Source organism: Amycolatopsis thailandensis (assembly GCF_042723255.1).
Lineage (GTDB): Bacteria > Actinomycetota > Actinomycetes > Mycobacteriales > Pseudonocardiaceae > Amycolatopsis > Amycolatopsis thailandensis.
In genome coordinates, this window is record NZ_JBHXJK010000102.1 from 13408 (window position 1) to 30979 (window position 17572).

Annotated in this window: 15 protein-coding genes; 9 read left to right on the forward strand and 6 right to left on the reverse strand. The window is 68.5% G+C overall.

What is annotated here, in order from left to right; genetic code table 11:
- The 5 genes from ACFWMR_RS31285 to ACFWMR_RS31305 all read right to left on the reverse strand — a co-directional run bounded on the left by ACFWMR_RS31285 (position 1) and on the right by ACFWMR_RS31305 (position 5786).
- Positions 1-756, reverse strand: coding sequence for a ZIP family metal transporter (locus ACFWMR_RS31285; protein ID WP_378380980.1), 756 nt, complete (start codon positions 754-756; stop codon positions 1-3).
- Positions 757-844: 88 nt separating this feature from the next.
- Complete coding sequence (gene katG / locus ACFWMR_RS31290; protein WP_378380981.1) at positions 845-3079, reverse strand: catalase/peroxidase HPI; 2235 nt, start codon at positions 3077-3079, stop codon at positions 845-847.
- 33 nt (positions 3080-3112) lie between these two features.
- Complete coding sequence (locus ACFWMR_RS31295; RefSeq protein ID WP_378276537.1) at positions 3113-3544, reverse strand: Fur family transcriptional regulator; 432 nt, start codon at positions 3542-3544, stop codon at positions 3113-3115.
- A 237-nt stretch (positions 3545-3781) separates the two neighbouring features.
- Positions 3782-5236, reverse strand: a complete 1455-nt coding sequence (gene hpaB, locus ACFWMR_RS31300; RefSeq protein WP_378380982.1) for a 4-hydroxyphenylacetate 3-monooxygenase, oxygenase component — start codon at positions 5234-5236, stop codon at positions 3782-3784.
- A 19-nt stretch (positions 5237-5255) separates the two neighbouring features.
- Positions 5256-5786 (reverse strand): flavin reductase family protein, encoded by a 531-nt coding sequence (locus ACFWMR_RS31305; protein ID WP_093936430.1) that lies wholly within the window; start codon positions 5784-5786, stop codon positions 5256-5258.
- Positions 5787-5857: 71 nt separating this feature from the next.
- On the opposite strand from ACFWMR_RS31305, the gene ACFWMR_RS31310 reads away from it, so the two are divergent.
- Positions 5858-6547, forward strand: coding sequence for an IclR family transcriptional regulator (locus tag ACFWMR_RS31310; protein WP_378276539.1), 690 nt, complete (start codon positions 5858-5860; stop codon positions 6545-6547).
- Between the two features lie 18 nt (positions 6548-6565).
- Here the strand turns inward: ACFWMR_RS31310 and ACFWMR_RS31315 are convergent, their stop codons facing one another.
- Positions 6566-7939 carry an MFS transporter gene (locus ACFWMR_RS31315; protein ID WP_378276540.1) on the reverse strand — a complete coding sequence of 458 codons (1374 nt, stop codon included), beginning with the start codon at positions 7937-7939 and terminating at the stop codon, positions 6566-6568.
- Positions 7940-8089: 150 nt separating this feature from the next.
- Here ACFWMR_RS31315 and ACFWMR_RS31320 point away from each other — a divergent pair, with 150 nt between their 5' ends.
- From ACFWMR_RS31320 to ACFWMR_RS31355, 8 genes are all read left to right on the forward strand, one after another.
- Positions 8090-9568 (forward strand): fumarylacetoacetate hydrolase family protein, encoded by a 1479-nt coding sequence (locus ACFWMR_RS31320; RefSeq protein ID WP_378380983.1) that lies wholly within the window; start codon positions 8090-8092, stop codon positions 9566-9568.
- Entirely contained in the window at positions 9550-10221 is a 672-nt protein-coding gene (locus ACFWMR_RS31325) for a GntR family transcriptional regulator (RefSeq protein WP_093936426.1), read from the forward strand. The genes ACFWMR_RS31320 and ACFWMR_RS31325 overlap by 19 nt, the downstream gene beginning before the upstream one ends.
- A gap of 13 nt (positions 10222-10234) precedes the next feature.
- Positions 10235-11740: a 5-carboxymethyl-2-hydroxymuconate semialdehyde dehydrogenase gene (gene hpaE / locus ACFWMR_RS31330; protein WP_378276543.1), complete on the forward strand. Its 1506-nt coding sequence runs from the start codon at positions 10235-10237 to the stop codon at positions 11738-11740.
- A gap of 30 nt (positions 11741-11770) precedes the next feature.
- The gene (gene hpaD, locus ACFWMR_RS31335) at positions 11771-12865 is read left to right on the forward strand and encodes a 3,4-dihydroxyphenylacetate 2,3-dioxygenase (RefSeq protein WP_093936424.1); all 1095 of its coding nucleotides are present in this window, start codon (positions 11771-11773) and stop codon (positions 12863-12865) included.
- Positions 12866-12874: 9 nt separating this feature from the next.
- The gene (gene hpaH, locus ACFWMR_RS31340) at positions 12875-13660 is read left to right on the forward strand and encodes a 2-oxo-hept-4-ene-1,7-dioate hydratase (RefSeq protein ID WP_378380984.1); all 786 of its coding nucleotides are present in this window, start codon (positions 12875-12877) and stop codon (positions 13658-13660) included.
- 20 nt (positions 13661-13680) lie between these two features.
- Positions 13681-14412, forward strand: coding sequence for an HpcH/HpaI aldolase family protein (locus ACFWMR_RS31345; protein ID WP_378380985.1), 732 nt, complete (start codon positions 13681-13683; stop codon positions 14410-14412).
- A 10-nt stretch (positions 14413-14422) separates the two neighbouring features.
- Positions 14423-15376, forward strand: coding sequence for a squalene cyclase (locus ACFWMR_RS31350; RefSeq protein WP_378380986.1), 954 nt, complete (start codon positions 14423-14425; stop codon positions 15374-15376).
- A 396-nt stretch (positions 15377-15772) separates the two neighbouring features.
- On the forward strand, positions 15773-17407 hold the full coding sequence (locus ACFWMR_RS31355; RefSeq protein ID WP_378380987.1) for an ArnT family glycosyltransferase: 1635 nt from the start codon (positions 15773-15775) through the stop codon (positions 17405-17407).
- Positions 17408-17572 lie beyond the last annotated feature (165 nt).

A 17572-nucleotide genomic window follows, 5' to 3' on the forward strand; every position in this document is an offset into this window, starting at 1 on the left:
TCAGCCCTCGATGTGCGAAAGGCCGAACGCGGTGAGGAAACCGGCGACCGTGATCAGCCCGGTCCAGAGATGCGCGTCTTCGAAAGCCTCGGGGATCATCGTGTCCGCGATCATGGCGAGGATCGCGCCGCCCGCGACCGCGGTGATCACGGCCAGGACGGCACCGGAAGCGCCTCCGAGAACGCCGTAACCGAGCAGGGCCGCCACACCACTGATCACGGCGATACCACTCCAAAGCGTGAAGACATAGCGCGGACTGCGGCCCGCCCGCTTCATCCCGGCCGCGCTGGACAGCCCTTCCGGGACGTTGCTGATGAACACGGCGGCCACGGTCACGACGCTGACACTTCCGCCGCCGAGCAGGCTAGTGCCGATCACCATCGATTCGGGGACGCCGTCCAGCAGGGCACCGAGCGCGATGGCCGTACCGGACCCGGCCTGCTCGGTCTCGGACGGCTGCTGGCCGCCCGAGCGCTTGCGATGCCGGGCGCCTCGCCGGGCGAGCGCGATGTTGGCGAGGGTGTAGATGAGCGAACCGCCCAGAGCGCCGAGAGCGGTCGGCAGGAAGCCGCCCTTTTCGTGCGCCTCGGCGATCAGTTCGAAGGAGACAGCGGAGATCAGCACGCCGCTGCCGAAGGCCATCACGCTGGCCACGGCCTTGCCCGGGATCCGGATCAGGAAGCCGAGCATCGCCCCGAGCAGCAACGCCGACCCGGCCAGCAGTCCCCAGCCACCCGCCGCCAGCAAGTCCCACACGTGAACCGTCTCCCTTCGTCCGGCGGAAACACAGCGGGCCGGCCGCGAAACGCGGCCGGCCCGGTGTCAAGCCAGGTTCAGGCTCGGATCATGCCACGTCGTACCGGTCGAGGTTCATGACCTTGTCCCACGCCGCCACGAAGTCGCGGACGAACTTCTCCTTCGCGTCGTCGCTGGCGTAGACCTCCGCCACCGCGCGGAGCTCGGAGTTCGACCCGAACACGAGGTCGGCACGGGTACCGGTCCACTTGACCTCGCCAGTCGCGGTGTCGCGACCTTCGAAGGTCTCCGCGTCACCGTTCGCGGCGGTCCACTGAACGCCCATGTCGAGCAGGTTCGCGAAGAAGTCGTTGGTCAGCGACCCCGGCTTCTCGGTGAACACGCCGTGCTTCGACTCCTGCACGTTGGCGCCGAGGACACGCAGACCGCCGACGAGGACGGTCAGCTCGGGCGCGCTCAGGTCCAGCAGGTTCGCGCGGTCGATGAGCAGGTACTCCGTCGGGAGACGGTGGCCCTTGCCGCGGTGGTTGCGGAAACCGTCGATGGTCGGCTCCAGCGGGGCGAACGACTCGACGTCGGTCTGCTCCTGCGTCGCGTCGGTGCGGCCCGGGGTGAACGGCACGGTCACGTCGTGGCCGCCGTCCTTGGCCGCCTTCTCGACGCCGGCGGCTCCGCCGAGCACGATCAGGTCGGCCAGCGAGACCTTCTTGCCACCGGTCTGGGCGCTGTTGAACGCCTCCTGGACGCCTTCCAGCGTCCGCAGCACCTGGGCCAGCGTCTGCGGGTCGTTGACCTCCCAGTCGCGCTGCGGCTCGAGGCGGATGCGGGCACCGTTCGCGCCACCGCGCTTGTCGCTGGCGCGGAAGGTCGAGGCCGAGGCCCACGCGGTCGAGACCAGCTGCGAGACCGACAGGCCCGAAGCGAGCAGCTTCTCCTTGAGGGAGGCGATGTCCGCGTCGTCGATCAGCTCGTGGTCGACGGCGGGCACCGGGTCCTGCCAGATCAGCGTCTCCTGCGGCACCAGCGGGCCGAGGTAACGCTGGATCGGGCCCATGTCGCGGTGGGTCAGCTTGTACCAGGCGCGGGCGAAGGCGTCCGCGAACTCGTCCGGGTTGTCCAGGAAGCGGCGCGAGATCTGCTCGTAGACCGGGTCGAACCGCAGCGACAGGTCGGTGGTGAGCATCGTCGGCGGGCGCTTGAGCTCACCGGTCTCGGGGTCGGGCACGGTGTTCGCGCCCGCGCCGTCCTTCGGCTGCCACTGGTGGGCACCGGCGGGGCTCTTGGTCAGCTCCCACTCGTAGCCGAAGAGGTTCTGGAAGAAGCCGTGGCTCCACTGGGTCGGCGTGGAGGTCCAGGTGGTCTCGAGACCACTGGTGATGGCGTCCCGGCCCTTGCCGCTGCCGAAGGAGCTCTTCCAGCCGAGGCCCTGCTCCTCGATCGAAGCGCCCTCGGGCTCGGCACCGACGTGCTCGTCGGGGTTCGCCGCGCCGTGCGCCTTGCCGAAGGTGTGGCCGCCGGCGATCAGCGCGACGGTCTCCTCGTCGTTCATCGCCATGCGGCGGAAGGTCTCGCGGATGTCGCGGGCCGCGGCCAGCGGGTCCGGGTTGCCGTTCGGGCCTTCCGGGTTCACGTAGATGAGGCCCATCTGCACGGCGGCCAGCGGGCCTTCGAGCTGACGGTCACCGCTGTAGCGCTCGTCGCCGAGCCACGTGCGCTCGGGACCCCAGTACACGTCCTCGTCCGGCTCCCACACGTCCGCGCGGCCACCGGCGAAGCCGAAGGTCTTGAAGCCCATGGTCTCCAGGGCGCGGTTGCCGGTGAAGATCATCAGGTCGGCCCACGAGATCTTGCGGCCGTACTTCTTCTTGACCGGCCACAGCAGACGGCGGGCCTTGTCCAGGTTGCCGTTGTCCGGCCAGCTGTTGAGCGGGGCGAAGCGCTGCATGCCGGCGCCCGCGCCACCACGGCCGTCCTCGATGCGGTACGTGCCGGCGCTGTGCCACGCCATACGGATCATCAGGCCGCCGTAGTGGCCGAAGTCCGCGGGCCACCACTCCTGCGAAGTCGTGAGGACGGCGTCGACGTCCTTGGCGAGCTCGTCGAGGTCGACGGTCTTGAACTCGGCGGCGTAGTCGAACCCGGCGTCCATCGGGTCGGAGGCGGCGGTGTGCTTCCGGAGGATCTTCAGGTTGAGCTGATTCGGCCACCAGTCGCGGTTGCCCGCGCCTTCGGTGGGGTGGTTGCGTCGCCCCGCCGAGACGGGGCAGCCGCCCGCGCTCTCTTCGTTCATTTCGCCGACGACGGCGTCCGGGCTGTCAGACACGGGAATCCTTCCGAGGATCAAGGCTTGCAGGGCTCAGGAACGGGGTTCGGTAGCACATTCGGGACACAGGCCCCAGTAGATGACCTCGGCCTCTTCGATCACGAAGCCGTGGTCGTCCGACGCGCTCAAACAGGGTGCGGGACCGACGGCGCAGTCGACGTCGGCGATGACACCACATGATCGGCAGACGACGTGGTGGTGGTTGTCCCCGACCCGGGACTCATAACGTGCCACGGACCCCGACGGCTGGATCCGCCGTACGAGGCGCGCGGCGGTCAGTGCCCGCAACACGTCGTAGATGGCCTGGTGAGAGACCTCTCCGAGCTCCGAACGCACGGCACCGATGATCGAGTCGGTGTCGGCGTGCGGGTGGTCGCGCACCGCGGTCAGCACGGCCACCCTGGGACGCGTGACGCGCAGGGAGGCCCCGCGCAGCATCCGCTCGAAGTCCTGGGTCGTGGGCACGGGCGCAGTCTGGCCCATTTTCTGGAATGAATCAAGTTCGCGGATCCCGGGCGTGTCTCGTCGCGGACCCTGCGTCACGACCGAAGCCAAGTCCGTGAAGGCCCCCTTGCCTACCCTGAGGGTAGTGAAGGAGGCCTTCACGGACTTCAGGGGTCGCCACAGCCACATCAGGCGCATTCGCTCGCACTACGCCGAACCCGGGACTCCGCCACCCCCTGAGGACCGCGGCCCTCACGTTTAGTCCCGTGCCAGCAGCTCCCGCACCCGTTCCTGAAGTGCCTCCCTCGGGTACGCGTTCACCTGCGCGCCCGCCATCCGCACCGGGTCGCCGAAGAAGAAGTATTCGTACAACGTCTCCCGCCCGGCGAAGCTCGACACCGACGCGTCGAACGCCAGCTTGAACAGCCGCGCGCGGTCCTTCGCGGACAGGGTCGCCGACTGGAGATAGACGTCGATGTCGGGGCGCCCCTCCGCCTCGAAGTCCGCTTCACCCGGAAGGGCCATGAGGCCGGACGCGGAGAACTTGCGGATGATCTCGGTCAGCCGCGGCGAGACCTTGGTGGGATACCAGTTCCGGGCGGCGTTGAGGACTTCCCACTTCGGCAGGAAGACGCCGTCCTCGCTGAGCTTGCCGTCGGCCTCCGCCGCCCGCAGCACGGCCTTCTCGATCTCGACGTAGGAGATCAGCTCCGACAGATCCTGCTGGATGTGCTGGAAGCCGCCGATGCCGATCGCGGCGGCGATCTCACTGGCGAGGCCGAGGTAGAACTCGGTCTTGGCCAGCGTGCGGGTGACGACCTGGTGGGTCATGAGCGCGCCGGCCCCGGTCTCGGAGTACCAGGCGTTGCAGAGTTCCGGATGCCCCAGCAGGAAGACCCGCTCGTTCGGGACGAAGACGTCGTCGAACACCACGACCGCGTCCATCTCCTCGAACCGGGAGGCGAGCGGCTCGTCGAAGGCCGAGCGGCCGTGGTCGAGTCCGGCGCGGCAGAAGTACTTCAGCCCGGGCGCGTCGTTCGGGACCGCGAAAGCGTAGGAGTATGGCGCGTCTTCGGGGGTGCCGCGCAAAACGGTCGAGGGGAACACCAGGAGTTCGTCGGCGATCGGCGCGATCGTGGCGAGCATCCGGGCGCCGCGGACGACGATGCCGTCCTCCCGTTCCTCCACCACCTTCGCGGACAGGTTCCCGCCACCCTGCTGGCTGCCGGACACCGAACGGTTGACCTGCGGCGGGATCAGGGTGTGCGTCGCGAGGAGGTCGTTCTCGCGTGCCATCTCGTAGTACTTCTCGATGCGCTCGCCGAAGACGGGATCGGCCTGGGAGAAGAACTTCTTCGCGGTGGAAAGCGCGGTGAGCGACGAGTTCATGTAGTCGCCGGTCCGGCCGAGGAAACCGTTGGAATACTCGGCCCACACGGAAAATGCGGCCCGGCGGCGCTTGAGGTCCTCTTCGGTACGCGGCACCAGGAACGAGGTGCCGACGCGCTCCCCCGTCGTCGGCGACTCGTAGGTGAGGACGTCTCGGTGCGCCGGGTCGTGCTGGAGGTCGAACAGCTTCGCGTAGGTCAGCGCGTTGTTGCGGAAGGCCGCGTGCTCGGCGACCTTCGAGGTCACCTTCTCGCCGTCGACGTACAACTCCGGCGTCATCGCGTTGAGCTTGTCGAGGTACTGCTGTCCGGTGCGGGCTCCCATGTCGGGCTCCTTACTCTTGTCAGAACAGGGATTCGTGGCCTTGAGCTGATTCGTGGATCGTCGAGAACCGCCCGTCGACGAAGCCGAGCGCGTCGCCCGAGCGGTAGTCGAACTCCCGCACCTCGCCGAGGTACAGGGTGTGGTCGCCACCGTCGTAGGCGGCCCACGGCGTGCAGTCGAACCAGCTGAGCACGCCACCGAGCCGTGGCGCATGCCCGCCTTCGACCCACACCGGCGCGCCCTCGGGGGTCGGGCGACCGGCGAAGTTCATCGCGAGCGCCTCCTGTTCGGCGCCGAGGACGTTGACCGCGAACGGGCAGTCCGCGAGCAGGTCGTGGCTCTTCACGGTGCGCTGGATCGACACGAGCACGAGCGGCGGGTCCATCGAGACCGCGGTGAAAGAGTTCACCGTCAGGCCGTGCCGTTTCGTGGCGGCGTCGAAGGTCACCACCGCCACGCCGGTCGCGAACCGGCCGAGACAGCCTCGGAAGAACTGCGCGGGCGGCCGATAGAGGTTCGAACCCGGCGGAAAACTGGTTTCGCGTGACATCTTTGGCGACACTGTCGGTTCCTGTTCTATAATCGAACAGCCAGTTCAACTATCGAAATGGATCGTATACGATGGTTTCGGACTCCCGCAAGGCTTCGAGCGCGTCGCAGACACTCAGCCGAGGCATCCGCGTCCTCGAAGTCCTCGCCGACGCTCAAGAAGCGCTCAGCGTCGACCAGATCGCCGAACGACTCGGCGTCCACCGGTCGATCGCGTACCGGCTCATCCGCACGCTCGAAGACCACGGGCTCCTCACCCGGGAGCCTGCCGGGAAATTCGAGCTCGGCACGCGTCTGGCGGCGCTCGCGGCGGGGATCAAGCACGATCTGCAGGCCGCGGCACTGCCCGAGCTGACCGCGGTCGCGAACGAACTCGGCATGACGTGTTTCGTGGCGGTGATGGACCGCGAAGAGTGCGTGACCCTGGTCAGCGTGGAACCCCGGCACGCCGTCGCGTCCGTCGCGCAGCGCCCGGGGTCCAGGCATCCGTTCACCGTCGGCGCCCCCGGCCGGGCGATCCTGTCGCAGCTTCCGGAGGCGGGCTGGCCGGAGGGAATACGAGAAGTGGCCGCCCGCGGATACGCCGACAGCCACGGTGAGGTGATCGAGAATCTCAGCGCCGTCGCGGTGCCACTTCCCTTGCGAGGCCACGACCCCGCGGCGCTCGCGGTCGTCTACCTGTCCAGCACCCTGGCCCCCGCCGAGCTCGCGGAGCGGCTCAAGGCGGCGGCGAAAGCCGTCCGTGACGCCCTCGGCGGGTGAGCGTCACGGACGGACTGGTCACTTCGAGAACCGCAGCGGGCTCACCGCCTGCTCGGCTTCGTGGTCGGGCCCGAGCGGGATCCCCGATCGATCGCGCAGCAACAAGGTGGCGATGAGGCCGATGACCGTCATCCCCGCCAGGTAGACGGCCACGGACACCGACGTTCCGGTGGCGTCGACCAGCGCGGTCGCGATCGTCGGCGCGAACGCGCCACCGAGGATCGCACCGATCGCGTACGAGATCGAAACGCCGGAGAACCGGATCGACGCGGGGAACAGCTCGGCGTAGAACGCCGCCTGCTGGCCGTAGGTGAACCCGAGCCCGACGCTGAGGATGATCAGGCCCAGCGCCAGCAGCACGATGTTCCCGGTGTCCACCAAGGGGAAGAGCACCGCGACGCCGGCCAGTTGCGCGATCCAGCCGAGCACGTACGTACGCCGCCTGCCGATCCGGTCGGACACCGCGCCCGCCGCCCACGTCGAGATCAGCCAGGTGGCCGCCGACGCGGTCACCGCCCACAGCACCGGTCCGCGGTCGAGCCCGATCGGCCCCTTCGGGTTGGTGGCGTAGTTCTGGATGTAGCCGCCGGTGGTCATGTAGCCGACGGCGTTGTTGCCCGCGAACACCAGCGCGGCCACCAGGACCAGCACGGCGTGCTTGCGGAACAGCTGGACGATCGGGGTCCGGGTCTGCTCGCGGCGTTCGGCGATCTCCCGGAAGACCGGGCTCTCCTCGACGCGGCGCCGGACGTAGTGCCCGACCAGGATCAGCACGACGCTGAGCAGGAACGGGATCCGCCAGCCCCAGTCGAGGAACGCCTGGCCGGGGACGAGCAGGCTGGTCAGCGCGAGCACACCGGAAGCCAGCAGGAGACCGAGCGGGACGCCGATCTGCGGCGAGGCACCGAAGAGTCCCCGGCGCTTCGACGGCGCGTGCTCGACGGCCATCAGGACGGCACCACCCCATTCACCACCCGCCGAAACCCCTTGCAGGACCCGCAAGAGGATCAGCAGCACCGGCGCGAGGACACCGATCTGGCCGAACGTCGGGAGCACACCGATCAGCGTGGTCGCGGCGCCCATCAGGATCAGGGTGAGCACCAGGACCACCCGGCGGCCGTACTTGTCGCCGAAGTGGCCGGCGAGGAACGCGCCGAGCGGGCGGAACAGGAAGCTCACGCCCACGGTGGCGAACGAGACGAGAGTGCTGTTCGCCCCGAGCCCGGAGAAGAACAGCTTGCCGAACACGAGACCGGCGGCGGACGCGTAAACGAAGAAGTCGTACCACTCGACGGTGGTACCGACGACGGTCGCGAACGCGACCCGGCGCCGGTCGGAGGACGGCGGGGCGGTCCGGCCGGGCGTGTGCTCATCCTGCGCTGGATTCGACACCTTGACTCCTTTGACGTAGGCCTGACGCGAGTGGCGGCCCGCAGGGATCCTCGGGCGAGGCGAAAGCCACTCGGTGACCGCCTTGCCACTGTGGCACGGAATCATATACGTTATTAGATACGAAGCAAGGGTCGAGGGATTCAGGGAAACATGGGCACTTACGAGGCAACGGCGCCATCAGGTCGCGGGTCCGGTCCGCTGGGCACCCGGCCGGGCAAGATCATCGCCGTCCATCTCAGCTACGCGTCACGGGCCGAGCAGCGCGGGCGGCGTCCGGCGAACCCGTCGTACTTCTTCAAGCCGTCGAGTTCGATCGGTACGTCCGGGGGCACGGTCGAACGTCCGGCGGGGACCGAACTGCTGGCCTTCGAGGGCGAGATCGCGCTGGTCATCGGCACGGCGGCCCGCTGGGTCAAACCGGACGAGGCGTGGGACCACGTCGCCGCGGTCACCGCCGCGAACGACTTCGGCCTCTACGACCTGCGCACCGCGGACAAGGGCTCCAACGTCCGGTCCAAGGGCGGTGACGGCTACACCCCGCTCGGCCCCGGTCTCATCGACGCGCGCGACGTCGACCCCTCGTCGCTGCGCGTCCGCACCTGGGTGAACGGCGACCTGGTGCAGGAGGACACCACCGCCGGGCTGATCTTCCCGTTGCGGCAGTTCGTTTCCGATCTCTCCCAGCACTTCACGCTCGAACCCGGCGACGTCATCCTCACCGGCACCCCGGCCGGGTCGACGGTGGTCTCCCCCGGCGACGTCGTCGTGGTCGAGGTCGACGTTCCCGGCACCTCCGTCAGCAGCGGACGGCTCCACACCACGGTTTCCCAAGGCATCCGGTCCTTTTCGGACGTCGGCGGCCTGCCCGAGGTCGACGACAAGCAGCGCGCCGAGGCCTGGGGCACGCCCACGGACGAGCCTGTCGAAGAGAACGGGCTCAGCGACGAGCTTCGCGCCAAGCTCCTTCGCGCGCCTGTCGCGGGCCTGTCCGCCCAGCTGCGCAAGCGCGGGCTGAACAATGTCGCGATCGACGGCGTGCGTCCCAACCTGCCCGGTTCGAAGATCGTCGGCACGGCGAGGACTCTGCGTTTCGTCCCGAACCGTGAGGACCTGTTCAAATCCCACGGCGGTGGCTACAACGCGCAGAAACGCCTCTTCGATTCGGTCGGCGCGGGCGAGGTGATCGTCATCGAGGCCCGGGGCGACAAGGGTTCCGGCACGCTCGGGGACATCCTCGCCTTGCGGGCCCGGTACCTCGGCGCCGCCGGAGTGGTCACCGACGGCGGTGTCCGTGACTTCGAGGCCGTCGCGGAGACCGGGCTCCCGGTGTTCTCCCAGGGCGCGCATCCGGCCGTCCTCGGCCGCAAGCACGTGCCGTGGGACACCGACGTCGCGGTCGCCTGCGGCGGGGCCACCGTGCTGCCGGGCGACATCATCGTCGGCGACGACGACGGCGTGGTCGTCATCCCGCCGTCGCTGGCCGAAGAGATCGCCGACGCGACGCTCGTCCAGGAGGACGAGGACTCCTGGATCGCGCAGCAGGTCGGCCAGGGGCGCCCGATCGAGGGGCTCTTCCCGCTGAACCCGTTGTGGCGGGAAAGGTATGAGGCATGGCTGAAGAAGCAGTGAAGACGACCAGCAAGTCCGAACTCGCCTACGAGTGGCTGCGTGAGCGGATCGCCCGGCACGAGTACGGACCCGGCTACCGGCTGGTCCTCGCGGAGATCGCCGGCGCGCTCGACATGAGCGTCGTCCCGGTGCGCGAGGCGATCCGGCGCCTGGAGGCCGAACGGCTGGTGACCTTCGAGCGCAACGTCGGCGCCCGCGTGGCGATGGTGGACCAGAACGAATACGTCCACGCCATGCAGACCCTCGGCGTGGTCGAAGGCGTCGCCACCGCACTGTCCGCACCGGGACTGACCGAAGAGGACATCGCCAAGGCGCGCCGGGTGAACGAGCGGATGATCGCCCTGCTGGACCATTTCGACGCGCACGAGTTCACCGCGCTGAACCAGCAGTTCCACTCGCTGCTCTTCGAATGCTGCCCCAACCCGCAGATCCTCGATCTCGTGCACCAGGGCTGGACGCGACTGTCCGGTCTGCGTGACTCGACCTTCGCGTTCGTCCCCGACCGCGCGCACCGGTCGGTCGAAGAACACGAAGAGATCCTCCGGCTGATCTCCGAGAAAGCCGACCCGCTCGACATCGAATTCGCCGCGCGCAATCACCGCTGGGCCACCATGCAGGCCTTTCTGGACGCTCGAGAGCGCGCGAAGCGCTGACTGAGGAGGAATCTTGACCACCACGACTCCCCGGCCGATCCCCGACGGTGTCCCGGAACGGATCCGGCATTACATCGGCGGCGAACTCGCCGACTCGGCCGACGGCGCCGTCTTCGACGTGCTCGACCCGGTGACCAACGAGGTCTACGTCCAGGCCGCCGCGGGCAAGAAGGCCGATATCGACCGCGCCGTCGCCGCCGCGCGGAAGGCGTTCACCGAGGGCCCCTGGCCGAAGCTGCTGCCGCGCGAACGCTCGCGCGTGCTGAACCGCATCGCCGACCTCGTCGAGTCGCGGGACAAGCGCCTGGCCGCGCTGGAGAGCTTCGACTCGGGCCTGCCGATCTCGCAGGCACTGGGCCAGGCCCGCCGCGCGGCGGAGAACTTCCGGTTCTTCGCCGATCTGATCGTCGCGCAGGCCGACGACACGTACAAGGTGCCCGGCCGTCAGATCAACTACGTCAACCGCAAGCCGATCGGCGTCGCCGGGCTCATCACGCCGTGGAACACGCCGTTCATGCTGGAGTCGTGGAAGCTCGCCCCCGCGCTGGCGACCGGCAACACCGTCGTGCTCAAACCCGCGGAGTTCACGCCGCTGTCCGCGTCGCTGTGGGCGGAGATCTTCGAGGAGGCCGGGCTGCCGCCGGGCGTGTTCAACCTCGTCAACGGTTTCGGCGAGGACGCCGGCGACGCGCTGGTCAAGCACCCGGACGTCCCGCTGATCTCGTTCACCGGCGAAAGCGGCACCGGCAGCCTGATCTTCGGCAACGCGGCGCCGTTCCTCAAAGGACTGTCGATGGAGCTGGGCGGCAAGTCCCCCGCCATCGTCTTCGCCGACGCCGATCTGGAGACCGCGATCGACGCGACGATCTTCGGCGTGTTCTCCCTCAACGGCGAACGCTGCACCGCGGGCAGCCGGATCCTGGTCGAGCGCGCGATCTACGACGAGTTCGTCGAGCGCTACGCCGCGCAGGCCAAACGTGTCGTGGTCGGCGACCCGAGCGACCCCAAGACCGAGGTCGGCGCTCTGGTGCACCCCGAGCACTACGACAAGGTCATGAAGTACATCGAGATTGGGAAGACCGAGGGCAGGCTGGTCGCCGGCGGCGGCCGTCCGGACGGCTTCCCGGACGGGAACTACGTGGCGCCGACGGTGTTCGCCGACGTCAAACCGGACGCCCGGATCTTCCAGGAGGAGATCTTCGGCCCGGTCGTCGCGATCACGCCGTTCGACAGTGAAGACGAAGCACTGGCGCTGGCGAACAACACGAAGTACGGGCTCGCGGCCTACGTCTGGACCAACGACCTCAAGCGGGCGCACAACTTCGCGCAATCCGTCGAGGCCGGGATGGTGTGGCTCAACTCGAACAACGTCCGCGATCTGCGCACGCCCTTCGGCGGGGTCAAGGCGTCCGGGCTGGGGCACGAGGGCGGCTACCGCTCGATCGACTTCTACACCGACCAGCAGGCGGTGCACATCAATCTCGGCGAGGTGCACAACCCCGCCTTCGGCAAGGGCTGACCCCACTCCCTGTCCACAAAGGATGATTCCATGACCACCATCCCCACCCCGAGCTCGCCACCGCCGGACGTCCTGCGCTGCGCGTACATGGAACTCGTCGTCACCGATCTGGCGCGTTCGCGGGCTTTCTACGCCGACATCCTCGGCCTGACCGTGACCGAAGAGGACGAGACCACCGTCAGCCTTCGCACGATCGACGAGTTCATCCACCACAACCTCGTGCTGCGCCAAGGCCCGATCGCGGCGGTCGCGGCGTTCTCCTACCGGGTGCGCTCGCCGGAGGACCTGGACAAGGCCGTCGCGTTCTACACGGAACTGGGCTGCCGGGTCGAACGCCGCGAAGAGGGCTACACCAAGGGCATCGGCGATTCGGTGCGCGTGCAGGACCCGCTCGGCTTCCCGATCGAGTTCTTCCACGACGTCGAGCACGTCGATCGGCTCAGCTGGCGCTACGACCTGCACATCCCGGGCGCGCTGGTCCGGCTCGACCACTTCAACCAGGTCACCCCGGACGTGCCGCTCGCGGTGAGGCATATGGAGGATCTCAACTTCCGTGTCACCGAAGACATCCAGGACGATCAGGGCACGACGTACGCGGCTTGGATGCGCCGCAAGTCGACCGTGCACGACACCGCGATGACCGGCGGCGACGGGCCGCGGATGCACCACGTCGCCTTCGCCACGCACGAGAAGCACAACATCCTGTCCATTTGCGACAAACTCGGCTCGCTGCGGATGTCGGACCACATCGAACGCGGTCCCGGCAGGCACGGCGTCTCGAACGCGTTCTACCTCTACCTGCGCGACCCCGACGGGCACCGCGTCGAGATCTACACGCAGGACTACTACACCGGCGACCCGGACAACCCGGTCGTCACCTGGGACGTGCACGACAACCAGCGTCGCGACTGGTGGGGCACCCCGGTCGTCCCGTCGTGGTACACCGACGCCTCGCTGGTGCTCGACCTCGACGGCAAGCCGCAGCCGGTGGTCGCGCGGACCGACGACAGCGAACTGGAGGTCACCATCGGCGCCGACGGCTTCTCCTACACCCGCAAGGGTGACGACGACGGAGAACTGCCGGCCTGGAAACAGGGCGAGTACAAACTCGGCAACCAGCTCTGAGGCGGGGACATGCTCGAACAGGAAACGATCACCGCGATCGCCGACGAACTGGCGGCCGCGGAGGAAGCCCGGGAGACGATCCCGCTGCTGACGGCGCGCTACCCGGACATGACCGTCGAGGACTCCTACGCCGTGCAGAACGAATGGCGGCGCAGGGGTATCGCGGCGGGGCGCCGTCCGGTCGGCCGCAAGATCGGGCTCACCTCGAAGGTCATGCAGGCCGCCACCGGGATCACCGAACCCGATTACGGCGCCATCTTCGCGGACATGGTGTTCGAGAACGGTTCCGTGATCGAGCACAGCCGGTTCTCGAACGTGCGCATCGAGGTCGAGCTGGCCTTCGTGCTCCGTGAGTCCCTCGCCGGACCGGACACCACGGTGTTCGACGTGCTGCGGGCGACCGAGTACGTCGTGCCCGCGCTGGAGATCCTGTCGTCGCGCATCGAGATGGCGGGGCGGACCATCGTGGACACGATCAGCGACAACGCGGCCATGGGCGGCATGGTCTACGGCGGCAACCCCGTCGCCGTGGACGCCGTCGACCTGCGGTGGGTCTCGGCGCTGTTGTACCGCAACGAGACCATCGAGGAGTCCGGCGTCGCCGCCGCGGTGCTGAACCACCCGGCGAACGGCGTCGCCTGGCTGGCGAACAAACTCGCGCAGCACGGCGACGAACTCGATCCCGGTGACATCGTGCTGGCCGGCTCGTTCACCCGGCCGATGTGGGTGCACCCGGGAGACACGGTGACCGCCGACTACCGGGACCTGGGGGCGATCACATGCCGCTTCGTCTAGACCCGCCCTTCCGGAATCGGTTGTCCGAAGGGCCCCTGATCGGCATGTGGGTCACCTCGGGCAGCCCGGTCGTCGCGGAGATCTGCGCGGGGTCGGGCCTCGACTGGCTGCTCATCGACACCGAGCACACCCCCACCGGGCTGGAGACGGTGCAGTCGTTGCTGCAGACGATCGCCGCGTATCCCAGCACGCCGATGGTGCGCGCCCCGTCCGGCGACGCTGTCGCGCTGAAGCAACTGCTCGATCTGGGCGCGCAAAATCTGCTCGTGCCCATGGTCGACAGCGCGGAGGAGGCGGAGGCCGTCGTGCGAGCCGTCCGTTATCCGCCGCGAGGCGTGCGCGGCGTCGGCAGCGCCCTCTCGCGATCGGCACGCTGGAACAGGGTCGAGGGCTATCTGCCGAACGCCGAAGAGTTCACCTCGTTGTTCGTCCAGATCGAGTCGACGGCGGGTGTCGCGGCCGCCACCGAGATCGCCGCTGTCGACGGCGTCGACGGCGTGTTCGTCGGACCGTCCGATCTGGCCGCGTCGATGGGCCTGCTCGGACAGCAGACGCATCCCGACGTCACCGCGGCCGTCCTGAGCACCTTCGAGGCCGTCCGAGCGCAGGGGAAACCGGTCGGCGTCAACGCGTTCGATCCGGCGCAGGCCCAGCGCTATCTCGACGCCGGTGCGTCGTTCGTCCTGGTCGGCGCCGACGTCACCCTGCTCGCCCAAGGTTCGGAGGCGCTCGCGCGGCGGCATCCGGGTTAATCTCTCGCGCATGATCCCGTGGCTGCTCGACTCCGATCCGGCCCTGCGCTGGCAGGTGGAACGCGACCTCGCGCACGAAGCGCCCGAGGTCTGGGAAGCGACGCGGGCACGGATCGCGACCGAGGGCTTCGGCGCGCGTCTGCTCGCCCACCAGGATCCGGACGGCCAGTGGGCGGGCGGCGCGTTCTTCCCCGCCGGGTTCTCCGGCTTGTCTTCGGGTGAAGAGGTCGGGCAGCCGTGGACGGCGACGACGTGGTCGCTGAACACCCTGCGGGAGTGGGGATTGGACGCCGGGGTCCTGCGCGGGACCGCCGGCCTCCTCGCCGCGAACAGCCGGTGGGAGTACGACGACCTGCCGTACTGGGGCGGCGAGGTCGATTGCTGTATCAACGCGTGGACCCTCGCGAACGGACTGTGGCTCGGCGCCGACGTCACTTCGCTCGCCTCGTGGTTCACCGGACATCAGCAGCCCGACGGTGGCTGGAACTGCGAATGGGTCTCGGGTTCGAAGCGGTCGTCCGTCCACTCGACGCTGAACTCGCTCAAGGGCCTGCTCTCGTTCGAGGCGGCGACCGGTGGCACCTCGGCCTCACGGGCCGCCCGGCGCACGGGTGAGGAGTACCTGCTGGAACGCGGCTTGTTCCGGCGGTCGTCGACCGGTGCGGTCATCGCGCCGTGGATCGCCGTCTTCGCCTACCCGTTCCGCTGGTTCTACGACGTGCTGAACGCGGCCGACTACTTCCGTGAGGCCTCGCTGCACGACGGCACCGCTCCGGACCCGCGGATGGCCGAAGCCGTCGAGCTCATCCGTTCCGCCCGGCAGCCGGACGGCACCTGGCTACAGGCACATCGGCATGCCGGGCGGGTGTGGTTCGAGGTCGATGTCGCGGCGGGTGAGCCTTCGAAGTGGCTGACTCTGTACGGGACGCGGGTTTTGAACTGGTGGGACTCCGGATCGCGCTAGGACGTGGGATGACCCGGTATCGCACAAAGCCGACGGAATCCGCGAAACTGGTCCGCAAAGCCTTCGATACCGAATGAATTCGTTCGCATTAACTCGATTTTCTGCTGAGATAAGCCGTCACCGCCGTGGCCGGATGACTTCACGCGGCGGCTGATGCCTACGCCGACTGGCTGAACGTCATCCGTCGGGATCCGCGATCCTCAGCCGAAATGGGGCTCTGCGTAACGCATGTCCGGCGCTTGCGAATCCGATCGGCGGTATGGGTGGTGATCATCCGCGGATAACGTCGGAGTCCGCGAGAGTTCCGGCCGTAGCGCGCGCGCGGGGACGAATTCGCGCACTGGGGAATGCACTGAAAATGACTCGGCCGGTTTACCCGTGCCTGGAGGTATCGGAGTGTCCGAAACACTTGCTCGTCGTCCTTTGTCGCCGGACGTCGTGCCCGAAAGCACGTCCCCGCGCTGGGCGGTGTGGCGTTCGCCTGCCGATCAGCCACGCTGGGCCCGGCCTGTGTTGCTGGGAATCGCGGCGGTGGCAGCGGTGCTGTACGCGTGGAATCTGCCAGTGGTGGACCTAGCGCCACTGTATTCGGACGCCGTGAAGAGCATGTCCGGGAGCTGGAAGGCCTTCCTGTTCGGGGCCGTGGACGCGGAGGCGACGTCCACTTTGGACAAGCTGGCCGGTTCGTTCGTGCCGCAGGTGGTCTCGGCGAAGATCTTCGGGTTCCATGCCTGGTCGCTGGCGTTGCCGCAGGTGATCGAGGGCGTGGTCTCGGTGCTGGTGATGTACCGGGTGGTGCGGCGCTGGGCCGGCGCGGTGCCCGGTCTGCTGGCGGCCGGGATCTTCGCGTTGACTCCGGTTGCCGCGTCGATGTTCGGGCACAGCATGGAGGACGGCGCGCTGGTGATGTGCCTGGTGCTGGCTGTCGACTCCTATCAGCGGGCGGTGCTGGAGGGACGGTTGCGGTCGCTGGTGTGGGCCGGGATCTGGGTGGGGCTGGGTTTCCAGACGAAAATGCTGCAGGCGTGGATGATCCTGCCAGCGTTGGCGATCGGTTACCTGCTGAGCGCGCCGACCGGGTTGCGCCGCCGGGTGAAGCACGTGGCGATCGCCGGTGCGGTGACGTTGGCGGTGTCGCTGTCCTGGATCGCCCTGTACACCCTCACCCCGACCAGTTCCCGGCCCTACGTCGACGGCAGCACGAACAACAGCGCCTTCGCGATGGTGTTCGGCTACAACGGCCTCAGCCACCTGGGCATCGAGCTGCCCGGCGCCAGGAAGTTCGACAACGACGGCGGCGCGATCGACCCGCAGCAGCGTGACATCATTCCCGCCAAACGGGGAAATCCCGACGAGGACCCGACGAAGGCGACGAGCAGGCCGGTCCAGCACGGTGGGGCCAAGCTGTTCGACGGCCACCTCGCCGTCGCGGTCGGCTGGCTGTACCCGCTCGTGCTGCTGACCCTGCTGCGCGGACTGTGGTGGCGGCGTAGGGCCGAACGCTCCGATCCGGTGCGCGGTGGGCTGGTGATGTGGGGAGTGTGGCTGCTGACCTTCGGCCTGGTCTTCAGCGTCGCCGACGTGCCGCACACCGCGTACGTGGCCTCGCTCACGCCCGCGGTCGCCGCGCTCTCCGCCCTGGGCATCGTGCTGTTCTGGCGGGCGTATCGGGAGGGCGGCAAGCAGGCTTGGCTGCTGCCACTCGCGGTGGCGTCCGAGGTGGCTTGGGCCGCGTGGCTGTGGTCGCACTACCCGAATTTCCTGCCATGGGCGAAATGGGGTGCGCTCGCGCTGGGCGTGGCCGCTGTCGTCGCGCTGGTTCTGGCGCGCGTGGTCAAGACCGTCTCGCCCCGCCTGGTCACCGCCGGGCTCGCCATCGGGGCCGCGGCCGTCTTAGCCGCGCCCGCCACGTACGCGATCTCCGTGCTGGACCCCGATTACTCCGGCATGTCTTTCGACGCCAATGCCGGCCCGGAGTCGGGCCGGATCCCCGCCGCGCCACCCGCCCCGGCCAACGGGGCGGGCGGGTGAGCCGGGCACGCGTCGCGTGCGGAGCTGCGGGTCGGCTATCCGTTTGATCGCCTACCCGGCTGAGGCCGGGTTCCGCCAGCCGCGTCACCCGCTCTCCTAGCACTCCTCCGCACGCCAGCCTCGGTGTCGCGAAAGCCACTTTCGGGACGTCTGATGTCCCGAAAG